A 21,457-nucleotide genomic window follows, 5' to 3' on the forward strand; every position below is an offset into this window, starting at 1 on the left:
CGACCGCGCCTCAGTGCAGGTCGCCGTCGGCGGCCGAGCGCTCCCACCGGGTGAACCGGACGGTCAGGCCCTCCCGGGTGGGTGCTGCGAGGAACGGTCCTGCGGAGACGGCCGTGTCACCGGCGAAGGGAGCCACCCTGACGAGTCGCCACGGTCCGTCGTCCGCGCGGGCCCGCACGATCATCGCGTCCGCCCAGCGGCTGACCCGGACGGTGATCTCGCTCTCGCGCCAGTCGTCGACGTAGCCGACCGACCAGTCCGAGCGGCCGGCGGTCACGACGGCGCCCAGGCCGAGGTGGCCGTCGGCGAACTCGACTCCCGCCTTGATCCAGTGCTGGTCATCGGCGCGGACGAAGAGGCCCGCCTGGTCGAACTGCCCCTCCCACGGCGCGCGGAAGGCGACCTCGATCGCTTCACCGACCTCCAGCGGGGCGAGCAGTGCATGCTCGGAGTCGTGCACGAAGCCGTACGCGGTGTGACGCCAGGCATCGCTGCCCTCGATCGCGGTGGCGTCGAGATGCCCGTCGATGCGCGTCAGCGCGGGGGCGTGGGTCCAGGTGCCGTCGGTCCAGTCGATGATGCGTGAATCAGGCATATTTCCTATCTATAGCCATATGAGGCATAAACCTCGGATATTCATGTTACGGTTATCCCATGGTCATCGCCGTGATCGCCGACATCGTGGGTTCCCGAGAGCTCGGGGACCGGAGCGCCGCACAGCGTGCACTCGACGAGACCATCGCGCAGGTCGAACGCGACCGTCCGCTGGCGGTCCAGCCGCTCACGCCCACGGTAGGGGACGAGCAGCAGGGCGTCTACCGCGAGCTTCCCGACGCGCTCCTCTCCCTCCTCATGGTCCAGCTCCGGCTCCCTGAGGGCCTCGCGTTCCGCTTCGGCGTCGGCATCGGCGAGGTCCGACCGGTGGCGTCGGTGCACGGTGAGCTGGCCGACGGCCCTGGGTGGTATGCGGCGCGCGCCGCGATCGAGACCGTGCACGCCCGCGAACAGCGCGCCGTGCCGCGCACGCGCACCTGGATTGTCGGAGCCCCGGGCCAGGATGAGGTCATGGAGACCGTGATCGCCGCGTCCAACGCGTATGTCCTTGCGCGCGACGAGCTCGTCGGGGCGATGAGCACGCGCGAGCGCCACCTCACGTACGGGCGCCTGGTCGGCCGGTCCCAGCAGGAGCTCGCCGCCCAGGAGGGCATCTCCCAGCCGAGCGTGTCCAAATCGCTGCGGAGCGCGGGAGCCGCCGCTGTCATCGAGGGTGTGGCCGCGCTCCGGGGGGAGACCGCATGATCCTCGCGGGCTTCGTCCTCCTGGCCGTCGGCGCGACCGACCTCGTCCGCCAGTTCGTGCCTCGGCGGTGGATCGGCTACGTCGTGGCCGCGGCTGTGGTCCTCCTCCTCGGCATCGGCGGGGACGCGCTGCTGCCGGCCCTCCTCGGACTCGGTGCCGGAGCGCTGTGGGCCTGGAGCATGCCGGACGAGGGGCCGTCCCGTGCCGGGTTCTGGCCGGCCGTCTCGCTGGCCGCCCTCAGCATCGGCGCCGTGGTCTGGGGCGGATCGAGGAATGCCGCCGGTCTCATCGGCGAGCTCTGGACGCTCCGCTCGCCGTTCGGCGAGGTGCCGTTCGATCTGGCCGTGCTCGCGCTCGGCGCCGGTGTCTTCCTGCTCGAATCCGCCAACCTCGTCGTCCGCGCGGCTCTGGACGGCGAGCACACCTGGCGCCCCGCGGAGGTGGCGGAGCCGGTGCCTCCGGTCGTCGCATCCGCACCGACCGACCAGCCTGCGGCCGATGCCCCTGCGGTGGGGGTGATCCCCGCCGATCCCCGCCACGGCTTCAAGGGCGGGCGGCTCATCGGCCCGCTCGAACGCGTCCTCGTGATGATCCTCACCCTGGCCGCGGCGTACCCCGTGCTCGCGGCCATGCTCGCCGCCAAGGGCATCGTCCGCTTCCCGGAGATCTCCCGCGACGGGGAGACCGGGGCCCGCGCGGAGTACTTCCTCGTCGGCAGCCTCGTGAGCTGGGTCATCGGCCTCGGCGCCGCGTTCCTCGTGTGGTGGGCCGCGCACAGCTGACACCCCTCCGCGCGACGCAGCGGGGCGGTCGTCCGCTGCTAGCCTGGAGCGCGTGTCAACTCCCGCTCTGACGACCGCGCCGCAGGCGATCGACCCCACGTTCGAGAACGTGTGGGACGAGATCGTGTGGCGTGGCCTCGTCCACGTGTCCACCGACCAGGAGGCGCTGCGCGCCCTGCTCGCGGGAGATCCCGTCACGTATTACTGCGGCTTCGACCCGACGGCGCCCAGCCTGCACCTCGGGCACCTCGTCCAGCTGCTCCTGCTCCGCCGCCTCCAGCTCGCCGGGCACAAGCCGCTCGGTCTCGTCGGTGGGTCCACCGGTCTGATCGGCGACCCGCGGCCCACCGCGGAGCGCACGCTCAACACCCGCGAGACGGTGGCGGAATGGGTCGACCGTCTGCGCGGACAGGTCGAGCGCTACCTCAGCTTCGAAGGGGACAACGCCGCCCGCATGGTGAACAACCTCGACTGGACGGCGCCGCTCTCCGCGATCGATTTCCTCCGCGAGATCGGCAAGCACTACCGCGTCGGCACCATGCTGAAGAAGGACGCGGTGGCCGCGCGCCTGAACTCCGACGCCGGGATCAGCTACACCGAGTTCAGCTACCAGATCCTCCAGGGGCTCGACTTCCTCGAGCTCTACCGGCAGTACGACTGCGTGCTGCAGACGGGCGGCTCCGATCAGTGGGGCAACCTCACCAGCGGCACCGACCTCATCCACCGGGTCGAAGGGGTGTCCGTCCACGCGATCGGCACCCCGCTGATCACCAACAGCGACGGCACGAAGTTCGGCAAGAGCGAGGGCAACGCGATCTGGATCGACGCGGAGCTCACGAGCCCGTACGCGTTCTACCAGTTCTGGCTCAGCACGGCCGATGCCGACGTGATCGAGCGCCTCAAGGTGTTCACGTTCCTGACCAGGGCCGAGATCGAGGAGTACGCGGAGCTCGTGGCGACCGAGCCGTTCCGCCGTGCCGCCCAGAAGCGCCTCGCGCTCGAGGTCGTCGCGACGGTGCACGGCGTCGAGGCGACGGCGGCCGTGATCGCGGCGTCCGAGGCGCTGTTCGGGCAGGGCGACCTGACGACTCTCGACCCGGCGACCTTGCGCACGGCGCTCGACGAGCTTCCGCATGCGACGGTCGCAGCCGGAACTCCGGTCGTCGACGCCCTCGTCGCCACCGGTCTCGTGTCGAGCCTGTCGGAGGCGCGCCGCGCCATCGCGCAGGGCGGCGTCTCCCTCGATGGGGAGCGGGTGGAGGACGACTCCGCGACCGTGCAGGGCACCCTGCCCGGCGGTGTCTCGGTGCTGCGTCGCGGGAAGAAGACCCTCGCCGGCGTCTTCCTGGGCTGACCCCGGCCTCATATGCCGTTCACTCCGAGCCACGCGATCGTCGCGCTGCCGTTCGTGCGCACGCCGCTCGTCCCCGCGGCGATCGCGATCGGAGCGATGACGCCGGACATCTCGCTGTTCCTGCGCAACGTCGGCCTCAACTACGGCTTCCTGCACGATCCGGTCAACCTCGTGTGGACGACGCTGCTCGCTCTCGGGCTGTTCCTCCTCTGGCGCGTCCTGCTGCGCCCGGCGACCCTGGAACTGCTGCCGGGATGGGTGTCCGTGCGACTACCCGCCGGCTGGGGGGTGACCGGATACCGGGCGGCGATCGAGGCGCTGAGTCGCGATGACCGCCCGCGGTACGCGGGCTGGCGACCGCTGTATCCGTTCCTGCTCGTGTTCTCGACGATGCTGGGCGTGCTCTCGCATATCCTCTGGGATGCGTTCACGCACGACTCGCGGTGGGGCGTGGATCTGCTGCCCGCGCTCGCGGACTCCTGGGGTCCCTTCGACGGCTACAAGTGGCTCCAGTACGGCTCGAGTGCCCTCGGCCTGCTGGGCCTGGCGATCTGGGCTGCACTGCGGCTGCGCCGCGCGACGCCTCGAGCGGACGCGCGCCGAGTCCTTCCGACGTTCATGCGGGTCGCGTGGTGGCTCTCGCTGCCGGTGATCCTCGTGATCGCGTGGGTCGGCGGTCTGCTCGCGTTCGGACCGCTGTCCGCCGAGTTCACGGTGCAGCATCTCGCATATCGGGTGCTGCCGCCCGCCTGCGCGGTGTGGGGCGTGCTGACCCTGGTCCTCTGCGTCGTCCTGGCGGTGCGGCGGCCGCGCGCTGCGGTCTGATCCCGCGCCTCACCAGTGCGGCGCGTCCGTGCCCCACCCGTGCGGGGCATCGAACGCCAGGCCGGGGAGTGCCGGGGCGGCCGTCACGATCGTTTCCCCGTCGACGTCGAAGCGGGCCAGGTGACCGGATGCGTCCACCTCGGGGAGCGCCGACGCGCGGGGCGTCCGCGGCATCCCGAGCAAATCGGCGGCGATCCGACGCAAGGAGGTCCGCACGACTCGCGAGTGCCCGTCGCGGTGGCGGAGCAGTTGCGTGAGGGCGGCGGCGAGGAGGTAGCCGGCGCTGTGGTCCAATGCCTGAGCCGGAAGAGCGCCCGGCCGACCGCCGTCGCCCTCGATCAGTGCGATGCCGCTCTCCGCCTGGACCAGGCTGTCGAAGCCGGCGCGCTCGGGGTGAGACGTGCCCCAGGCGCTGAGCTGGGCGACGAGCAGGCCCGGATACCGTGCGGCGAGCGCGTCGGGGGAGAGGCCCAGGCGCTCCAGGGCCGCAGGACGATAGCCGAGCACGACGGCATCCGCGGTCTCCAGGAGGTCGTGCAGCGCAGCGCCTCGGGCATCGAGCAGCGCGGTGCGCTTGCCGTGACCGGTGTCGAGATGCTGCCACGGAAGCTCGGGGAGGTGCGGCGGGTCGATGCGGAGCACGTCCGCGCCGAGGAGCGCGAGGGTCCGGGTGCACACCGGACCGGCGATCACCCGCGTGAGGTCGAGGACGCGGACGCCGGCGAGGGGAGCCTGCCCCGCCGCACCGGGCGACGGGAGACGTCGGTCCTTCCCCCGTCGTCGGCCGATCGCCTCCGTGATCGCGACGTCCACGACGGGCGTCCGCCGCAGAGCCTCATCGGCCGCGCGGTCCTCAGGGCGGACGGCCACGGCGAGACCTCCGGCTTCGGAGATCCGGCGGACGGCCTCCGCGGTGTGCAGCGTCTCCAGCGTGCGGGCCACGGCCTCCGCTCCTGCCCTGTCGTCCAGGTCCAGCGCGGTGCGAAGCGCGCGCGCGTGGTGCGGGTAGTTGCCGTGTGTCCGGACCCATCCATCCGCGCTCGCCCAGAACCCGGAGAGGGGCGCCCACACGGGAGGGGGAGTGCCGCCCACCTCCAGATACCTGTCGCTCCGGTAGGCGACGGCGACGCGGACGGGGTCGACGCGCGTGAGATCGATACCCGCGGCGAGGGCCACTGCTGCGACGCTGACGAGAGCGAGATCGCCGGTCGCCGTGCGCGACGAGAGCGGGACGCCCCGAGGGCACGGAGGCCCGAGTCCGTCGGGGCCTGCGACGCGTCCCCGCCCGCCTCGATCACGACGCGGGCGAGCAGCTCAGCGGCGGAGGTGGGACGACCGGAGACCATGGCGAGATGCTACTCCCGGCCGCGAAGTGGCCGGAAACCCTGGCTGATCCGGGGGAATCAGGCGCATGAGGGCCTGCGACACGCCCGGGGGAGTGCGCCCGATTTGCCAGACCCCCGGAATCCACGTAACTTATTACTTGTTCGCCCCACAGGGAAGCGGAGAAGCCCAGAGCTTCACCCCCCTCAAGCGGAGAACCACTCCCGATCCTCTCTCACTTGAGAGATCAGACGCTTGCGTCTAGGATGGGAGATCCACCCCTTCTGCGGCTGTCACCGGCTGCGCAGCGGATCCGAGATCCGCACGGCGCGCCGATTTGACAAGCGGGTCGGGATGGCTAAGATAGAGAAGTTGCCCTGCGGGCCTGGTCGTGATGGCTGGGTCGTGGGAGCATCCGATCCTTGAGAACTCAACAGCGTGCACTTGTCAAATGCCAAATTATCCTCGTCTAGCTTTGGCTGGGTGAGAATTCCTTTGGATCAAAGACCAACCTCCTTGTGGGGTTGGCAATGGATAGTCAGCAATGATTTATCTCTTTGGTCAGCATCAAACTCGCTGCGTTCCGGTTTTTCCCCGGTTCGTATGCAATTTCTTTTTACGGAGAGTTTGATCCTGGCTCAGGATGAACGCTGGCGGCGTGCTTAACACATGCAAGTCGAACGGTGAACACGGAGCTTGCTCTGTGGGATCAGTGGCGAACGGGTGAGTAACACGTGAGCAACCTGCCCCTGACTCTGGGATAAGCGCTGGAAACGGCGTCTAATACTGGATATGTGACGTGACCGCATGGTCTGCGTTTGGAAAGATTTTTCGGTTGGGGATGGGCTCGCGGCCTATCAGCTTGTTGGTGAGGTAATGGCTCACCAAGGCGTCGACGGGTAGCCGGCCTGAGAGGGTGACCGGCCACACTGGGACTGAGACACGGCCCAGACTCCTACGGGAGGCAGCAGTGGGGAATATTGCACAATGGGCGAAAGCCTGATGCAGCAACGCCGCGTGAGGGATGACGGCCTTCGGGTTGTAAACCTCTTTTAGCAGGGAAGAAGCGAAAGTGACGGTACCTGCAGAAAAAGCGCCGGCTAACTACGTGCCAGCAGCCGCGGTAATACGTAGGGCGCAAGCGTTATCCGGAATTATTGGGCGTAAAGAGCTCGTAGGCGGTTTGTCGCGTCTGCTGTGAAATCCCGAGGCTCAACCTCGGGCCTGCAGTGGGTACGGGCAGACTAGAGTGCGGTAGGGGAGATTGGAATTCCTGGTGTAGCGGTGGAATGCGCAGATATCAGGAGGAACACCGATGGCGAAGGCAGATCTCTGGGCCGTAACTGACGCTGAGGAGCGAAAGGGTGGGGAGCAAACAGGCTTAGATACCCTGGTAGTCCACCCCGTAAACGTTGGGAACTAGTTGTGGGGTCCATTCCACGGATTCCGTGACGCAGCTAACGCATTAAGTTCCCCGCCTGGGGAGTACGGCCGCAAGGCTAAAACTCAAAGGAATTGACGGGGACCCGCACAAGCGGCGGAGCATGCGGATTAATTCGATGCAACGCGAAGAACCTTACCAAGGCTTGACATATACGAGAACGGGCCAGAAATGGTCAACTCTTTGGACACTCGTAAACAGGTGGTGCATGGTTGTCGTCAGCTCGTGTCGTGAGATGTTGGGTTAAGTCCCGCAACGAGCGCAACCCTCGTTCTATGTTGCCAGCACGTAATGGTGGGAACTCATGGGATACTGCCGGGGTCAACTCGGAGGAAGGTGGGGATGACGTCAAATCATCATGCCCCTTATGTCTTGGGCTTCACGCATGCTACAATGGCCGGTACAAAGGGCTGCAATACCGTGAGGTGGAGCGAATCCCAAAAAGCCGGTCCCAGTTCGGATTGAGGTCTGCAACTCGACCTCATGAAGTCGGAGTCGCTAGTAATCGCAGATCAGCAACGCTGCGGTGAATACGTTCCCGGGTCTTGTACACACCGCCCGTCAAGTCATGAAAGTCGGTAACACCTGAAGCCGGTGGCCTAACCCTTGTGGAGGGAGCCGTCGAAGGTGGGATCGGTAATTAGGACTAAGTCGTAACAAGGTAGCCGTACCGGAAGGTGCGGCTGGATCACCTCCTTTCTAAGGAGCATCTGACGCTTCGGCGTCCAGAACCCAGATCGAAGGCATACGTTCTTCGCTGGGAGCTCATGGGTGGAACATTTGACATGGCATCGAGATCTGATCTCGGGACTAGTACGCCGCTTCGGTGGTTGGAAGGTTCTGGGTGAGGGGACCGGTGCCTGCACGCTGTTGGGTCCTGAGGGACCGGATGCGGATCCTTCGGGGTCTGGTCTGAACCTCTGGACCTCTTTCTGTTTGTCCCTGTGGGGGCAGGTGGATGGGGGTTCCGCCCGTACTTTGAGAACTACACAGTGGACGCGAGCATCTTGCAGCCGGCTTTCGAGCTGGTTGCACAAGATGATCTTAAAGATCATTAGTCAATTTCTGATTCCATCTTCGGATGGGGTCGAGTTTTTGATTCAAACTCATGTGATTTCAAGTCTTTAAGAGCAAACGGTGGATGCCTTGGCATCTGGAGCCGAAGAAGGACGTAGCAATCTGCGATAAGCCTCGGGGAACTGATAAGCAAGTTTTGATCCGAGGGTGTCCGAATGGGGAAACCCCGCTGGGCGGCGTGCCGACCTAGTGACTCCCGCCTGAATATATAGGGCGGGTAGAGGGAACGTGGGGAAGTGAAACATCTCAGTACCCACAGGAAGAGAAAGCAACCGCGATTCCGTTAGTAGTGGCGAGCGAAACCGGATCAGGCTAAACCGAGTGTGTGTGATATCCGGCAGGAGTTGCATATTCGGGGTTGTGGGACTCACCAGTCAGTTCTGCCGAGCTGGCGACGTTACAGAAGCGTATAGACGAACGGTCTTGAAAGGCCGGTCATAGAGGGTGCCAACCCCGTAGTCGAAATGCGTGTTCTGGCGTGGAGAGTATCCCAAGTAGCACGGGGCCCGTGAAATCCCGTGTGAATCTGTCAGGACCACCTGATAAGCCTAAATACTCCCAGATGACCGATAGCGGACAAGTACCGTGAGGGAAAGGTGAAAAGTACCCCGGGAGGGGAGTGAAATAGTACCTGAAACCGTTTGCTTACAAACCGTTGGAGCACCCCTGGTAGGTGTGACAGCGTGCCTTTTGAAGAATGAGCCTGCGAGTTAGCGATATGTGGCGAGGTTAACCCGTGTGGGGTAGCCGTAGCGAAAGCGAGTCTGAATAGGGCGATTCAGTCGCATGTCCTAGACCCGAAGCGAAGTGATCTATCCATGGCCAGGTTGAAGCGACGGTAAGACGTCGTGGAGGACCGAACCCACTTAGGTTGAAAACTGAGGGGATGAGCTGTGGATAGGGGTGAAAGGCCAATCAAACTTCGTGATAGCTGGTTCTCTCCGAAATGCATTTAGGTGCAGCGTTGCGTGTTTCTTGCCGGAGGTAGAGCTACTGGATGGCCGATGGGCCCTACAAGGTTACTGACGTCAGCCAAACTCCGAATGCCGGTAAGTGAGAGCGCAGCAGTGAGACTGTGGGGGATAAGCTTCATAGTCGAGAGGGAAACAACCCAGACCACCAACTAAGGTCCCAAAGCGCGTGCTAAGTGGGAAAGGATGTGGAGTTGCTCTGACAACCAGGAGGTTGGCTTAGAAGCAGCCACCCTTGAAAGAGTGCGTAATAGCTCACTGGTCAAGTGATTCCGCGCCGACAATGTAACGGGGCTCAAGCACGCCACCGAAGTTGTGGCATTGACATTATTGGTAGGCCTTCGTGGTCCAGCCGTGTTGATGGGTAGGAGAGCGTCGTGTGGCCAGCGAAGCGGCGGTGGAAACCAGCCGTGGAGGCTACACGAGTGAGAATGCAGGCATGAGTAGCGAATGACGTGTGAGAAACACGTCCTCCGAAAGACCAAGGGTTCCAGGGTCAAGCTAATCTTCCCTGGGTAAGTCGGGACCTAAGGCGAGGCCGACAGGCGTAGTCGATGGACAACGGGTTGATATTCCCGTACCGGCGAAGAACCGCCCAAGCTAATCCAGTGGTGCTAAACGTCCGAGCCTTCACATCGTCACCTTCGGGTGACACCGTGGAGGGGAGCACGTGACCCCATGCTGGTGCGGTTAGCGTATTAACAGGTGTGACGCAGGAAGGTAGTCCAAGCCAGGCGATGGTTGTCCTGGTGCAAGTGCGTAGGCCGAGTCGTAGGCAAATCCGCGACTCATACAGGCTGAGACACGATGCGGATAAAAAGTGGATGATCCTATGCTGCCGAGAAAAGCATCGACGCGAGGTTCTAGCCGCCCGTACCCCAAACCGACTCAGGTGGTCAGGTAGAGAATACCAAGGAGATCGAGAGAATCGTGGTTAAGGAACTCGGCAAAATGCCCCCGTAACTTCGGGAGAAGGGGGGCCTTCGACGTATTAGGACGTGCTCCGAAAGCGTTTGGAGGCCGCAGAGACTAGTGGGTAGCGACTGTTTACTAAAAACACAGGTCCGTGCCAAGTCGCAAGACGATGTATACGGACTGACGCCTGCCCGGTGCTGGAAGGTTAAGAGGACCGGTTAGCCGCAAGGCGAAGCTGAGAATTTAAGCCCCAGTAAACGGCGGTGGTAACTATAACCATCCTAAGGTAGCGAAATTCCTTGTCGGGTAAGTTCCGACCTGCACGAATGGCGTAACGACTTCCCAACTGTCTCAACCGCGAACTCGGCGAAATTGCATTACGAGTAAAGATGCTCGTTACGCGCAGCAGGACGGAAAGACCCCGTGACCTTTACTACAGCTTGGTATTGGTGTTCGGTGTGGCTTGTGTAGGATAGGTGGGAGACTTTGAAGCGGTGACGCCAGTTACCGTGGAGTCATTGTTGAAATACCACTCTGGTCACTCTGGATATCTAACTTCGAACCGTAATCCGGTTCAGGGACAGTGCCTGGTGGGTAGTTTAACTGGGGCGGTTGCCTCCCAAAAAGTAACGGAGGCGCCCAAAGGTTCCCTCAACCTGGTTGGCAATCAGGTGGCGAGTGTAAGTGCACAAGGGAGCTTGACTGTGAGACTGACAGGTCGAGCAGGGACGAAAGTCGGGACTAGTGATCCGGCAGTGGCTTGTGGAAGCGCTGTCGCTCAACGGATAAAAGGTACCTCGGGGATAACAGGCTGATCTTGCCCAAGAGTCCATATCGACGGCATGGTTTGGCACCTCGATGTCGGCTCGTCGCATCCTGGGGCTGGAGTAGGTCCCAAGGGTTGGGCTGTTCGCCCATTAAAGCGGTACGCGAGCTGGGTTTAGAACGTCGTGAGACAGTTCGGTCCCTATCCGCTGCGCGCGTAGGAAGTTTGAGAGGATCTGACCCTAGTACGAGAGGACCGGGTTGGACGAACCTCTGGTGTGTCAGTTGTTCCGCCAGGAGCACCGCTGATTAGCTACGTTCGGGATGGATAACCGCTGAAAGCATCTAAGCGGGAAGCCGGCCTCAAGATGAGACTTCCATACCTTCGGGTGAGAGGCTCCCAGCCAGACTACTGGGTTGATAGGCCAGATGTGGAAGCACGGTAACGTGTGCAGCTGACTGGTACTAATAAGCCGATGACTTGATAACACACCGTTTGTTGGTGCTTGCGTCCACTGAGTGGTTCTCGATGTACGGTCGAGAACTACCTTCAACAATGATTCATCATTGCTTTAGGTTTGATTGAAACATCAATAGTGTTTCGGCGGCCATAGCGTGAGGGAAACGCCCGGTCACATTCCGAACCCGGAAGCTAAGCCTCACAGCGCCGATGGTACTGCAGGGGGGACCCTGTGGGAGAGTAGGACACCGCCGGACTCCTTTTAGTCGAAATGGCCACCCATCGTTGGGTGGCCATTTTGCGTTTACGAGCGAAGAGAACAGAGAACAGGGAGCACCATGCCGGAAGAGGAAGAGCGCCGTCCACGTCGCAACGACGGGAACCAGCGCAACGAACGTCCTTCCGGAGGTCGCCCCGTATACCGCGACGGCGGTTCTCGTGCCGGTTCCGGCGACCGAAGCCCTCGGCGGGACGGTGGCTACAACCGCGATGGCGGCGCCCCTCGTCGTGAGGGTGGTTACAACAACCGTGACGGTGCCCCTCGTCGTGAGGGCGGTTACAACCGCGACAGCGCTCCGCGTCGTGAAGGTGGTTACAACCGCGATGGTGGTGCCCCTCGTCGTGAGGGTGGTTACAACAACCGCGATGGTGCGCCGCGTCGTGAAGGTGGTTACAACCGCGACAGCGCTCCGCGTCGTGAAGGTGGTTACAACCGCGACAGCGCTCCGCGTCGTGAAGGTGGTTACAACCGCGATGGTGGTGCCCCGCGTCGTGAAGGTGGTTACAACCGCGATGGTGGTGCCCCGCGTCGTGAAGGTGGTTACAACCGCGATGGTGGTGCCCCGCGTCGTGAAGGTGGTTACAACCGTGATGGTGGTGCCCCTCGTCGCGAAGGCGGTTACAACAACCGCGATGGTGCGCCCCGTCGCGAGGGCGGTTACAACCGTGATGGTGGTGCCCCTCGTCGCGAAGGCGGTTACAACAACCGTGATGGTGCGCCCCGTCGCGAGGGCGACTACAACCGCGACAGCGCTCCGCGTCGTGAAGGTGGTTACAACCGTGATGGTGGTGCCCCGCGTCGTGATGGTGGGTACAACCGTGATGGTGGTGCCCCGCGTCGTGAAGGTGGGTACAACCGCGATGGTGGTGCCCCACGTCGCGAAGGCGGGTACAACCGTGACGGTGGTGCGCCCCGTCGTGAGGGTGGGTACAACCGCGATGGTGGTGGCCCCCGTCGCGAAGGCGGGTACAACAATCGTGACAGCGCACCGCGCCGCGAGGGCGGATTCGACCGGGAGCGGGGGAGTGACCGGTCTCGGTCCTTCCCGCAGCGCGGCGGTGCGGGGCGGGACCGTCCTGCCAACGCGGCGAGCGAGCGTCCGCGGTTCGACGAGCCGCGCGTCCCGGAGGATGTCACGGCGCGCGACCTGCACCCCTCCGCGCGCAACGAGCTGAAGACGCTCAGCAAAGAGAACGCGGAGTTCGTCGCTCGGCATCTGGCGATGGCTTCTCGGCTGATCGACGAGGACCCGACCCTGGCGCACGAGCACGCACTCGCAGCGTCGCGTCGTGCAGGGCGCATCGCGATCGTCCGGGAGACCCTGGGCATCACCGCCTACGCGACGGGTGACTTCGCCCTGGCCCTGCGGGAGCTGCGCACCTATCGCCGGATCTCCGGCAAGGACGACCAGATCGCACTCATGGTCGACAGCGAACGCGGCATCGGGCGTCCCGACCGCGCCCTCGAGATCGGCCGCGCCGTGGACCGATCGGCTCTGACCACCCCCGTGCGCGTGGCTCTCGCGATCGCGATGTCGGGTGCCCGGCTGGACCAGGGTGACCTGGAGCTGGCCCTCGGGGAGCTCGAGATCCCGGAGCTCGACCCGGATCGCGCGTTCGAGTGGAGCCCCGCGCTCTTCGCCGCGCGCGCCGCAGTCCTGGAAGATCTCGGCCGCACGGACGAGGCGGAGTTCTGGGTGCACCGCGCCGAGGTCGCCGCGGAGGCTCTCGGTGTGGATGAGGCCGGCGACGAGGAGCTCTACGTCGAGGACGGTCTCGTCGAGGACGAGTTCTCCGAGGAGCACGCTGTCTCCGTCGAGGATGTTGTGTCCGACAAGGAGGAGTACTCCGCCGACGACACCGACACCGACACCGACTCCGAGGAAGAAGAGGCTTCCGACGCGGAGACCGGAGACGACTCGTCCTCCGCCGACACGAACGAGACCCCCGAGCCCGCCGAGCCGTCCATCGAGGACGAGGTGCGCGAGCTGCTCGGCGAGGACGACGAGACGGAGGACGACGAGACGGAGGACGACTCGCCCTCCGCATCCGAGAAGCCGGAGGCGTAGTGGGGCTCTTCACACCCAAGGCACGGAGGTCTCGAGCGGGACGGACGCCTCTCGAGGGCGTGGACACCGTCCTCGCCGATCTCGACGGCGTCGTCTACGCCGGTCCGGGGGCTCTGCCGCACGCGGTCGAGAGCCTGAACGCTGCGGCGCACGCGGTGCGTCTCGGCTACATCACGAACAACGCCTCGCGCACGGACGCCTCCGTGGCGGCTCATCTCACGAGTCTCGGGCTCGACGTCGCTCCGCAGGACGTCGTCACGAGCCCGCAGGCCGCGATGCGTCTGCTGTCCGGGATCGTTCCCGCGCCGGCCACCATCCTCGTGGTCGGCGGCGACGGCCTCGTCGACGAGGTGCAGAAGGCCGGGTACACGGTGACGCGCAGCGCCGAGGACGCTCCGCAGGCCGTGGTCCAGGGGTTCGCGCCCGAGGTGGCCTGGACAGACCTCGCCGAGGCGGCGTTCGCGCTGAAGGTCCCTGAGGACGAAGGCGGCATCCCCTGGATCGCCACGAACACGGACTGGACGATCCCGCGCGAGCGCGGCGTCGCCCCCGGCAACGGCACCCTCGTCTCCGCCGTGCACACCGCGATCGGTCGCCTGGCGACGGTGGCGGGCAAGCCGGAGACCCCGATCTTCGAGGAGGCGCTCGCCCGCTTCGGTGCCGCGAAGGCTCTGTTCATCGGCGACCGCCTGGACACCGACATCATGGGCGCCAGCCGCGCCGGCATCGAGTCCGCGCTCGTGCTGACCGGCATCGACCGTCCCAAGCACGTCCTCGCCGCGCCGGAAGGTTCACGCCCGACCTACATCCTCGGTGATCTGCGCGGTCTGCACGAGCCGTATCCAGAGCCCACCGTGACCGACGGCGTGTTCGACGTGAACGGTGCCGCCGTCCGCGTCCACGGAGCGGACGTCGAGATCGTCGCCGAGTCCGGCGAGCAGCTCGACCTCCTCCGCGCCGGCGCCGCGGCCATCTGGGCGTCCGGTACGCCGGTGTTCGTGCTGCGGGTTCCCGAACGGCTGTACGCCGACCCGTTCCACCGCCCCTGAGCCACGCGTGGCGCCGTCGGCCGTCGGCGGCGCCGCGTACAGTGGAAGCGTGAGTGACGAGACGACGACCAGCGCGCCGACGGACGGCCTGTGGAGTCGTCTGCGCCTGATCGAAGGTCAGCCGCTCTCCGCACGCGCGGACTTGTACTCGGCCCTGCACGACGAACTCTCTCGACGGCTCGAGAGCGGATCCCGGCTGGAACAGCGGGAGACTCCGGGACCACGATGACGCGACTCGACGCCGCCCTCGCCTCCCGAGGACTCGCCCGTTCGCGCACGCACGCCGCCACCCTCATCGCCGACGGTCTCGTGAGCGTCGACGGTCGCCCGGTCGTCAAAGCCTCGACTGCGGTCGGCGAGGAGAACACGATCACGGTGGCCGGCGCCGACCACTATGTCAGCCGCGGCGCGCACAAGCTCATCGCCGGGCTCGACAGCTTCACCATTCCCGTGCAGGGGCGCCTCGTGCTCGACATGGGAGCCTCGACCGGCGGCTTCACGCAGGTGCTGCGGGAGCGCGGTGCGCGGCGCGTGCTGGCTGTGGACGTCGGTCACGGCCAGCTCGCCCCGTCGATCGCGGCAGACCCCGATGTCACCGCGGTCGAGGGCTTCAACGTGCGGCACATGACCCGTGACAGTCTCGCCGCGGCGACGGGGGAGTCCGCCTCGCCCGACCTGGTGGTGGGCGACCTCTCCTTCATCTCGCTCGAGCTCGTGCTCCCCGCGGTGGTCGCCGTCGCGGCGCCGGGTTCCGATGTCCTGCTGCTCGTCAAACCGCAATTCGAGGTCGGCCGGACGGCGGTGCGCGGCGGTCTCGTCACCGACCCCGCCACCCGTGCCGATGCCGTCGCCCGCGTGGCGTGGAGCGCGTGGGACGCGGGGATGGGGATGGCGGGGATCGTCTCCTCCCCGATCCTCGGAACCCACGGCAATGCGGAGTATCTCGTCCACCTCGTGCCGGGCGGCGGCAGCAATCCGACAGAATGGATGGACACCATCAACCGGCTGGCAGGGGGACGATGAACGAGCGCAGGATCCTGGTCGTCGCCCACGCGGGTCGCGTCGACACCGTCGCGGCCGCCCGCCGGGTGATCGACGCCCTCCGCGGCGCGGGAGTGCGCCCCGTCCTGGCGGCCGACGACCACGCGGAGCTCTCCGCGGTCGATGCGTTCTTCGCGGACGTCGAGGTGCTGGATGCCTCCGCCGGTCCGGCGTCCCTCGAGCTCGCGATCGTGCTCGGCGGCGACGGCACGATCCTCCGTGCGGCGGAACTCGTCCGCGACAGCGGCGCCCCGGTGCTCGGCATCAACATGGGCCACGTCGGCTTCCTCGCGGAGATCGACCGGGACGACATGGACGACGCGATGCGCCGCGTCATCGCCCGCGACTACGAGGTCGAGGAGCGCCTGGCGCTGTCGGTGCGGGTGAAGGACGCCTCGGGCGACGTCGTCTTCGAGACCTGGGCTCTGAACGAGGCGACCGTCGAGAAGGCGAGCCGGGAGCGCATGATCGAGGTGGTGCTCGAGATCGACGGGCGGCCGCTGTCGAGTTTCGGCTGCGACGGCATGGTCGTCTCCACCCCGACCGGCTCGACCGCCTACAACTTCTCCGCCGGCGGCCCGGTCATCTGGCCGACGGTCGAGGCCATCGCCGTCGTCCCGCTGTCGGCCCATGCCCTCTTCGCCAAGCCGCTCGTGGTGAGCCCCGACGCGGCCGTGGCGATCGAGATGCTGGAGCGGACGGACGGCTCCGGCATCCTCTGGTGCGACGGCCGTCGTTCCCACGACCTTCCGCCGGGTGCCCGCGTCGTCGTCCGTCGTTCGTCGCGCCCGGTCCGCCTCGCGCGACTGCACCCCACCGCGTTCACGAATCGTCTCGTCCGCAAGTTCCAGCTGCCCGTCGAGGGATGGCGCGGACAGGAACGGAGGAGCGAGGCATGATCGAGGAGATGCGCATGCAGGGGCTCGGCGTGATCGCCGATGCCGTCCTGCCGCTCGGGCCCGGCTTCACGGCCATCACCGGCGAGACCGGAGCGGGCAAGACCATGGTGGTCACCGGTCTCGGCCTGCTTCTCGGACAGCGCGCCGACTCCGGCGCCGTGCGCAAGGGCGCGGCGCAGGCGTCGGTGGCCGGTGTGTGGATCGTGCCGGAGACCGGTGAGGTCGCCGACATCGTCGCCGAGGCCGGGGGAGAGCTGGAGCCGGCAGGCGCCGGGACTGCGGAGCTGTACGTCTCGCGCACCCTCAGCGCCGAAGGCCGCAGTCGTGCGAGCGTCGGCGGCCGCGCCGCACCGGCGGGTGTGCTGTCCTCGCTCGCCGACGAGCTCATCGTGGTGCACGGACAGTCCGAGCAGCTGCGGCTGCGATCGGCGGCCGCGCAGCGCGACGCCCTCGATCGCTTCGGCGGCGAGGCCATCGCCCGGGCGCTGGAGGAGTACCAGGCCGCGTTCGAGCACTGGCGCACGCTCGACGCCGAGATCGTCGACATCACCGCGAACCGCGACCGGCGCGCCGAGGAGGCCGCCCGGCTGCGGGAGGACCTGGCCCTGATCGAGGCCACCGCTCCCGAAGAGGGTGAGGATGAGGAGCTGACGGCCCGCGCCGAACGCCTCGCGAACGCGGAGGAGCTGCGGCTCGCGGCCGCCCTGGCCCACGGCTCCCTCTCGAACGAGGAGGGCGAGCCCGATGCGTCGGCGCTGGTCGCGGAGGCACGCCGGGCGATCGAGCGTGTGTCGGACCCGAAGCTCGCCGAGGTCGCCGAGACCCTGGCCGACATCGGTTACCGGATCGCCGACGCCGCCGGCGTGCTCTCCGGCTTCCTCGCCGACCTCGACGAGTCCGGCCCGCACGAGCTGGCAGCCGTCGAGGAACGCCGGGCCGCGCTCGGTGTCCTCATCCGTCAGCACGGTTCGCTGGCGGAGGCGCTGGCACTGTGGCAGACCGGTTCCGCACGGCTGGCCGAGCTCGACGACGACGGGGAGCGTCTGGAACGCCTCACCGCCGAGCGCGACGCGGCCAGGGCGGAGCTCGACGCCCGCGCCGACGCCCTCACCGCCGCCCGGAGCGAGGCCGCCGTCCGGCTCGGCGAGGCCGTGACCGCCGAGCTCCACGCGCTGGCGATGCCGGACGCACGGCTCGAGGTGTCCGTGGCGCCTGGCGCCGAGAGCACCCACGGGCGCGATGACGTCGCCATCCTGCTCGCGTCGCACCCCGGCGCCGAACCCCGCTCCGTCGCCAAGGGTGCGTCCGGCGGCGAGCTGTCGCGCGTGATGCTCGCGATCGAGGTCGTCATCGCGGCGACCGACCCGGTTCCCACCTTCGTGTTCGACGAGGTCGACGCCGGCATCGGCGGTGCCGCGGCCATCGAGGTCGGTCGGCGACTCGCCCGACTCGCCGAGAAGTCGCAGGTGATCGCCGTCACCCATCTCGCGCAGGTCGCCGCCTTCGCGAACAACCACCTGACCGTCGTGAAATCGAACGACGGCGCCGTCACCGCCTCCAGCGTGCGGCGGCTCGACGGGGAGGAGCGCGAGGCCGAGATGGTCCGTCTGCTCTCCGGACTCGCGGATTCCGATGCCGCACTCACCCACGCCCGTGAGCTTCTCAGCCTCGGCGTCTGAACGAACTGTTAGGATAGAAGCCCGTGATGAACTCTTCTTCTGCGGGGCCCAAGAACGACACGACCAAGCACATCTTCGTGACTGGTGGTGTCGTTTCGTCTTTGGGCAAGGGGCTCACCGCGGCCAGCCTGGGCAACCTCCTGACCGCCCGCGGACTCCGCGTGGTCATGCAGAAGCTCGACCCGTATCTGAACGTCGATCCGGGCACCATGAACCCGTTCCAGCACGGCGAGGTCTTCGTGACCGACGACGGTGCGGAGACCGACCTCGACATCGGCCACTACGAGCGCTTCCTCGACATCAACCTGTCCGAGGCGGCCAACGTCACGACCGGTCAGATCTACTCGCAGGTGATCGCGCGGGAGCGCCGCGGCGAGTACCTGGGCGACACCGTGCAGGTCATCCCGCACATCACCGACGAGATCAAGCGCCGCATGCGGCTGCAGGCCACAGAGGACCCGCGTCCCGACGTGATCATCACCGAGGTCGGCGGCACGGTCGGCGACATCGAGTCGCAGCCCTTCCTCGAGGCGGCCCGCCAGCTGCGTCACGAGCTCGGTCGCGACAGCGTGTTCTTCGTGCACGTCTCGCTCGTGCCGTTCATGGGGGCGTCCGGCGAGCAGAAGACCAAGCCGACCCAGCACTCGGTCGCCGCGCTCCGTCAGGTCGGCATCCAGCCGGATGCGCTCGTGCTCCGCAGCGACCGCCCGGTGAGCGCGAGCAACCGCAACAAGATCGCCCTCATGTGCGACGTCGACGTCGAGGGTGTCATCAACACCGTCGACCTGCCGAGCATCTACGACATCCCCTCCACCCTCAACGAGCAGGGCCTGGACTCCTACATCGTGCGCCGCCTCGGTCTCGACCAGAAGGCCGACGACGTCGACTGGACGCGCTGGAACAAGGTGCTGCACGCGGTGCACAACCCCAAGCACGAGGTCACGATCGGTCTGGTCGGCAAGTACATCGACCTGCCGGACGCCTACCTGTCCGTGACCGAAGCCCTCAAGGCCGGCGGCTTCGCGCAGGAGACCAAGGTCAACATCCGCTGGATCCCATCCGACCTCTGCGAGACGCCCGAGGGCGCGCAGGAGCAGCTGGCCGAGCTCGACGGCATCTGCGTGCCCGGCGGCTTCGGCATCCGCGGCATCGAGGGCAAGCTGGGCGCGCTGAAGTTCGCCCGGGAGCAGGGGATCCCGACCCTCGGCCTGTGTCTCGGCCTGCAGTGCATGGTCATCGAGTACGCCCGCGACGTGGCCGGTATCGCCGGAGCCTCGTCCAGCGAGTTCGATCCGGACACCGCGGAGCCCGTCATCGCGACCATGGCCGAGCAGATCGAGATCCTCGACGGCGGCGACCTGGGCGGCACGATGCGCCTCGGTCTCTACCAGGCGGCTCTCGCGGAGGGCTCGCTGGCGCGCGAGGTCTACGGCGCCGCCGAGGTGTCCGAGCGTCACCGTCACCGCTACGAGGTGAACAACGCCTACCGCGATCGCCTGTCGGAGGCCGGGCTGGTGTTCTCGGGCCTGAATCCGGAGCTGGACCTCGTCGAGTACGTCGAGCTGCCGCGCGACGTGCACCCGTACTACATCGCCACCCAGGCGCACCCGGAGCTGCGTTCGCGTCCGACCGACCCGCACCCGCTGTTCCGCGGTCTCGTCGGCGCGGCCATCGCCCGGCACCGCGCGAGCGAGCTGTTCGACGTGCCCGTCGATGAGTGAGTCGGGGACGGGTCCTGTGGACGAGTCGCTGCGCGACGAGCCCTTCGAGCCGGAGGTCCTGAGCAGCGACCTCGTCTACGAAGGGCGCGTCTGGGACGTCCGCTCCGATCGTGTCCGCTACGGCGAGGGCGAGATAGTGCGGCAGTACGTCGCCCATCCCGGCGCCGTCGCGATCCTCGCGCTGGACGACGAGGGGCGGGTGCTGCTCATCCAGCAGTACCGTCACCCGATCCGCCACCGCGACTGGGAGCTGCCGGCGGGCCTCCTCGACATCGAGGGCGAGGAGCCGATGGCGGCCGCCCGTCGCGAGCTCGCGGAGGAGGCCGACCTCGTCGCCGCCCACTGGGAGCCGCTGGTGTCTTCGTGGACGACGCCCGGCGGCAACGACGAGCTCATCCGGGTGTTCCTCGCGACCGGGCTCTCGGCCGCCGAGACCGCGCACGACCGCGAGGACGAGGAGGCGGACATCCAGCTCGCCTGGGTGCCGCTGGAAGACGCCGTCGCGGGAGTGATGGCCGGACGCCTGCGCAACGGCATCCTCTCCATCGGCGTGCTGGCCGCGGCGCAGAGGCTGCGCGACCGGAGCTGAGGATGCTGCTCGATCGCGCCCTCGACGCGTATCTGCGTCACGTGACGATCGAGCGCGGCCTGAGCGCGCACACGGTCGGCGCCTACCGGCGGGACCTCGAGGGCTACCGGGACTGGCTCACGGCGGAGGGGATCGACGACACCGCGGATATCACGTCCGTGGTGGTCGACCGTTTCGTCGCCGACCGTGCCTCGGCGGAGCCGCCGCCCGCGGCGACGAGCCTGGCGCGCCTGCAGTCCTCGGTGCGCGGCTGGCACCGGTTCCTCGCCCGGGAGGGCATCGAGGCGGACGATCCGACTGGGCGCCTCCGCCCGCCGAAGACCCCGCGCCGGCTGCCCAAGGCCCTCACGATCGACCAAGTGGAGCGGCTGCTCGCCGCGCCGTCGGCCGAGGAGCCGCTCGGCATCCGGGACAGGGCGCTGCTGGAGCTTCTCTACGCGACGGGTGCCCGGGTGTCGGAGGCGGTCGGGCTCGACGTCGACGACATGGCGCACGGCGAGGTGCTGCGCCTGCGGGGAAAGGGCTCGAAGGAGCGCATCGTCCCCGTGGGGTCGTATGCCCGCGCCGCGGTCGACGCGTATCTCACCCGGGTCCGCCCGGGCCTCGCGGCGAAGGGACGTGCGTCGGCCCGGCTCTTCCTCGGCGCGCGGGGCGCTCCGCTCTCGCGGCAGAGCGCCTGGCTGGTGATCCGTTCCGCCGCGGAGCGCGCGCAGCTCACCGCCGAGGTCTCCCCGCACACGCTGCGGCATTCCTTCGCGACCCACCTCCTGCAGGGCGGCGCCGACGTGCGCGTGGTGCAGGAGCTGCTGGGGCACTCCTCGGTCGCGACGACGCAGATCTACACACACGTCTCGGTGGACGCCCTCCGCGACATCTACGCGACCTCGCACCCCCGGGCACGCTGATCCCGCGCGGATCC

The 21,457-nt window shown here is 66.8% G+C and carries 16 protein-coding genes and 3 rRNA genes; 17 read left to right on the forward strand and 2 right to left on the reverse strand.

What is annotated here, in order from left to right; genetic code table 11:
- Positions 1 to 10 precede the first annotated feature (10 nt).
- Positions 11 to 595, reverse strand: coding sequence for a DUF1349 domain-containing protein (locus AB1285_RS04600; protein ID WP_370428507.1), 585 nt, complete (start codon positions 593 to 595; stop codon positions 11 to 13).
- A 59-nt stretch (positions 596 to 654) separates the two neighbouring features.
- On the opposite strand from AB1285_RS04600, the gene AB1285_RS04605 reads away from it, so the two are divergent.
- From AB1285_RS04605 to AB1285_RS04620, 4 genes are read left to right on the forward strand one after another with little or no spacing between them, the layout of a single operon-like run.
- On the forward strand, positions 655 to 1,299 hold the full coding sequence (locus AB1285_RS04605) for a SatD family protein (RefSeq protein WP_187661862.1): 645 nt from the start codon (positions 655 to 657) through the stop codon (positions 1,297 to 1,299).
- The gene (locus AB1285_RS04610; protein WP_259955164.1) at positions 1,296 to 2,081 is read left to right on the forward strand and encodes a hypothetical protein; all 786 of its coding nucleotides are present in this window, start codon (positions 1,296 to 1,298) and stop codon (positions 2,079 to 2,081) included. The genes AB1285_RS04605 and AB1285_RS04610 overlap by 4 nt, the downstream gene beginning before the upstream one ends.
- A gap of 52 nt (positions 2,082 to 2,133) precedes the next feature.
- The gene (gene tyrS, locus AB1285_RS04615) at positions 2,134 to 3,435 is read left to right on the forward strand and encodes a tyrosine--tRNA ligase (protein ID WP_370428508.1); all 1,302 of its coding nucleotides are present in this window, start codon (positions 2,134 to 2,136) and stop codon (positions 3,433 to 3,435) included.
- A gap of 12 nt (positions 3,436 to 3,447) precedes the next feature.
- A complete protein-coding gene (locus tag AB1285_RS04620) occupies positions 3,448 to 4,260 on the forward strand; it encodes a DUF4184 family protein (RefSeq protein ID WP_268776879.1) in 813 nt (270 codons plus the stop codon).
- Between the two features lie 9 nt (positions 4,261 to 4,269).
- On the opposite strand, the gene AB1285_RS04625 is transcribed toward AB1285_RS04620, so the two are convergent.
- Positions 4,270 to 5,436, reverse strand: a complete 1,167-nt coding sequence (locus AB1285_RS04625) for a CoA transferase (RefSeq protein ID WP_370428509.1) — start codon at positions 5,434 to 5,436, stop codon at positions 4,270 to 4,272.
- A 762-nt stretch (positions 5,437 to 6,198) separates the two neighbouring features.
- Between AB1285_RS04625 and AB1285_RS04630 the strand changes: the two genes are divergently transcribed.
- From AB1285_RS04630 to xerD, 13 genes are all read left to right on the forward strand, one after another.
- Positions 6,199 to 7,723 (forward strand): 16S ribosomal RNA (locus tag AB1285_RS04630).
- A gap of 415 nt (positions 7,724 to 8,138) precedes the next feature.
- A 23S ribosomal RNA gene (locus AB1285_RS04635) occupies positions 8,139 to 11,241 on the forward strand.
- A 111-nt stretch (positions 11,242 to 11,352) separates the two neighbouring features.
- A 5S ribosomal RNA gene (gene rrf, locus AB1285_RS04640) occupies positions 11,353 to 11,469 on the forward strand.
- The 16S, 23S and 5S rRNA genes sit together here, the layout of an rRNA operon.
- 232 nt (positions 11,470 to 11,701) lie before the next feature.
- Complete coding sequence (locus AB1285_RS04645) at positions 11,702 to 12,667, forward strand: hypothetical protein (RefSeq protein ID WP_429977422.1); 966 nt, start codon at positions 11,702 to 11,704, stop codon at positions 12,665 to 12,667.
- Between the two features lie 47 nt (positions 12,668 to 12,714).
- Positions 12,715 to 13,560, forward strand: a complete 846-nt coding sequence (locus AB1285_RS04650) for a hypothetical protein (RefSeq protein WP_370428879.1) — start codon at positions 12,715 to 12,717, stop codon at positions 13,558 to 13,560.
- Positions 13,560 to 14,609, forward strand: a complete 1,050-nt coding sequence (locus AB1285_RS04655) for an HAD-IIA family hydrolase (RefSeq protein WP_370428878.1) — start codon at positions 13,560 to 13,562, stop codon at positions 14,607 to 14,609. Before AB1285_RS04650 ends, AB1285_RS04655 begins: the two co-directional genes overlap by 1 nt.
- Positions 14,610 to 14,658: 49 nt before the next feature.
- Positions 14,659 to 14,838, forward strand: a complete 180-nt coding sequence (locus AB1285_RS04660; RefSeq protein WP_187661855.1) for a hypothetical protein — start codon at positions 14,659 to 14,661, stop codon at positions 14,836 to 14,838.
- A complete protein-coding gene (locus AB1285_RS04665) occupies positions 14,835 to 15,632 on the forward strand; it encodes a TlyA family RNA methyltransferase (RefSeq protein ID WP_370428877.1) in 798 nt (265 codons plus the stop codon). The genes AB1285_RS04660 and AB1285_RS04665 overlap by 4 nt, the downstream gene beginning before the upstream one ends.
- Complete coding sequence (locus AB1285_RS04670; RefSeq protein WP_187661853.1) at positions 15,629 to 16,549, forward strand: NAD kinase; 921 nt, start codon at positions 15,629 to 15,631, stop codon at positions 16,547 to 16,549. Before AB1285_RS04665 ends, AB1285_RS04670 begins: the two co-directional genes overlap by 4 nt.
- On the forward strand, positions 16,546 to 18,228 hold the full coding sequence (gene recN, locus AB1285_RS04675) for a DNA repair protein RecN (protein WP_370428876.1): 1,683 nt from the start codon (positions 16,546 to 16,548) through the stop codon (positions 18,226 to 18,228). The genes AB1285_RS04670 and recN overlap by 4 nt, the downstream gene beginning before the upstream one ends.
- A gap of 26 nt (positions 18,229 to 18,254) precedes the next feature.
- Positions 18,255 to 19,949 (forward strand): CTP synthase, encoded by a 1,695-nt coding sequence (locus tag AB1285_RS04680; RefSeq protein WP_187661851.1) that lies wholly within the window; start codon positions 18,255 to 18,257, stop codon positions 19,947 to 19,949.
- The gene (locus AB1285_RS04685) at positions 19,942 to 20,538 is read left to right on the forward strand and encodes an NUDIX hydrolase (RefSeq protein ID WP_366236899.1); all 597 of its coding nucleotides are present in this window, start codon (positions 19,942 to 19,944) and stop codon (positions 20,536 to 20,538) included. The genes AB1285_RS04680 and AB1285_RS04685 overlap by 8 nt, the downstream gene beginning before the upstream one ends.
- A gap of 2 nt (positions 20,539 to 20,540) precedes the next feature.
- On the forward strand, positions 20,541 to 21,443 hold the full coding sequence (gene xerD / locus AB1285_RS04690) for a site-specific tyrosine recombinase XerD (RefSeq protein WP_187661850.1): 903 nt from the start codon (positions 20,541 to 20,543) through the stop codon (positions 21,441 to 21,443).
- The last annotated feature ends 14 nt before the right edge of the window (positions 21,444 to 21,457 follow it).

It is taken from the genome of Microbacterium sp. NRRL B-14842, from assembly GCF_050470785.1.

Coding starts and splice junctions, on each gene's coding strand:
- AB1285_RS04665 (WP_370428877.1), top strand. CDS start 14,835: ATGACGCGACTCGACGCCGCCCTCGCCTCCCGAGGACTCGCCCGTTCG.
- AB1285_RS04650 (WP_370428879.1), top strand. CDS start 12,715: ATGGCTTCTCGGCTGATCGACGAGGACCCGACCCTGGCGCACGAGCAC.
- AB1285_RS04670 (WP_187661853.1), top strand. CDS start 15,629: ATGAACGAGCGCAGGATCCTGGTCGTCGCCCACGCGGGTCGCGTCGAC.
- AB1285_RS04645 (WP_429977422.1), top strand. CDS start 11,702: ATGGCGGCGCCCCTCGTCGTGAGGGTGGTTACAACAACCGTGACGGTG.
- AB1285_RS04600 (WP_370428507.1), bottom strand. CDS start 595: ATGCCTGATTCACGCATCATCGACTGGACCGACGGCACCTGGACCCAC.
- recN (WP_370428876.1), top strand. CDS start 16,546: ATGATCGAGGAGATGCGCATGCAGGGGCTCGGCGTGATCGCCGATGCC.
- AB1285_RS04605 (WP_187661862.1), top strand. CDS start 655: ATGGTCATCGCCGTGATCGCCGACATCGTGGGTTCCCGAGAGCTCGGG.
- AB1285_RS04685 (WP_366236899.1), top strand. CDS start 19,942: ATGAGTGAGTCGGGGACGGGTCCTGTGGACGAGTCGCTGCGCGACGAG.
- AB1285_RS04680 (WP_187661851.1), top strand. CDS start 18,255: ATGAACTCTTCTTCTGCGGGGCCCAAGAACGACACGACCAAGCACATC.
- AB1285_RS04620 (WP_268776879.1), top strand. CDS start 3,448: ATGCCGTTCACTCCGAGCCACGCGATCGTCGCGCTGCCGTTCGTGCGC.
- AB1285_RS04610 (WP_259955164.1), top strand. CDS start 1,296: ATGATCCTCGCGGGCTTCGTCCTCCTGGCCGTCGGCGCGACCGACCTC.
- xerD (WP_187661850.1), top strand. CDS start 20,541: ATGCTGCTCGATCGCGCCCTCGACGCGTATCTGCGTCACGTGACGATC.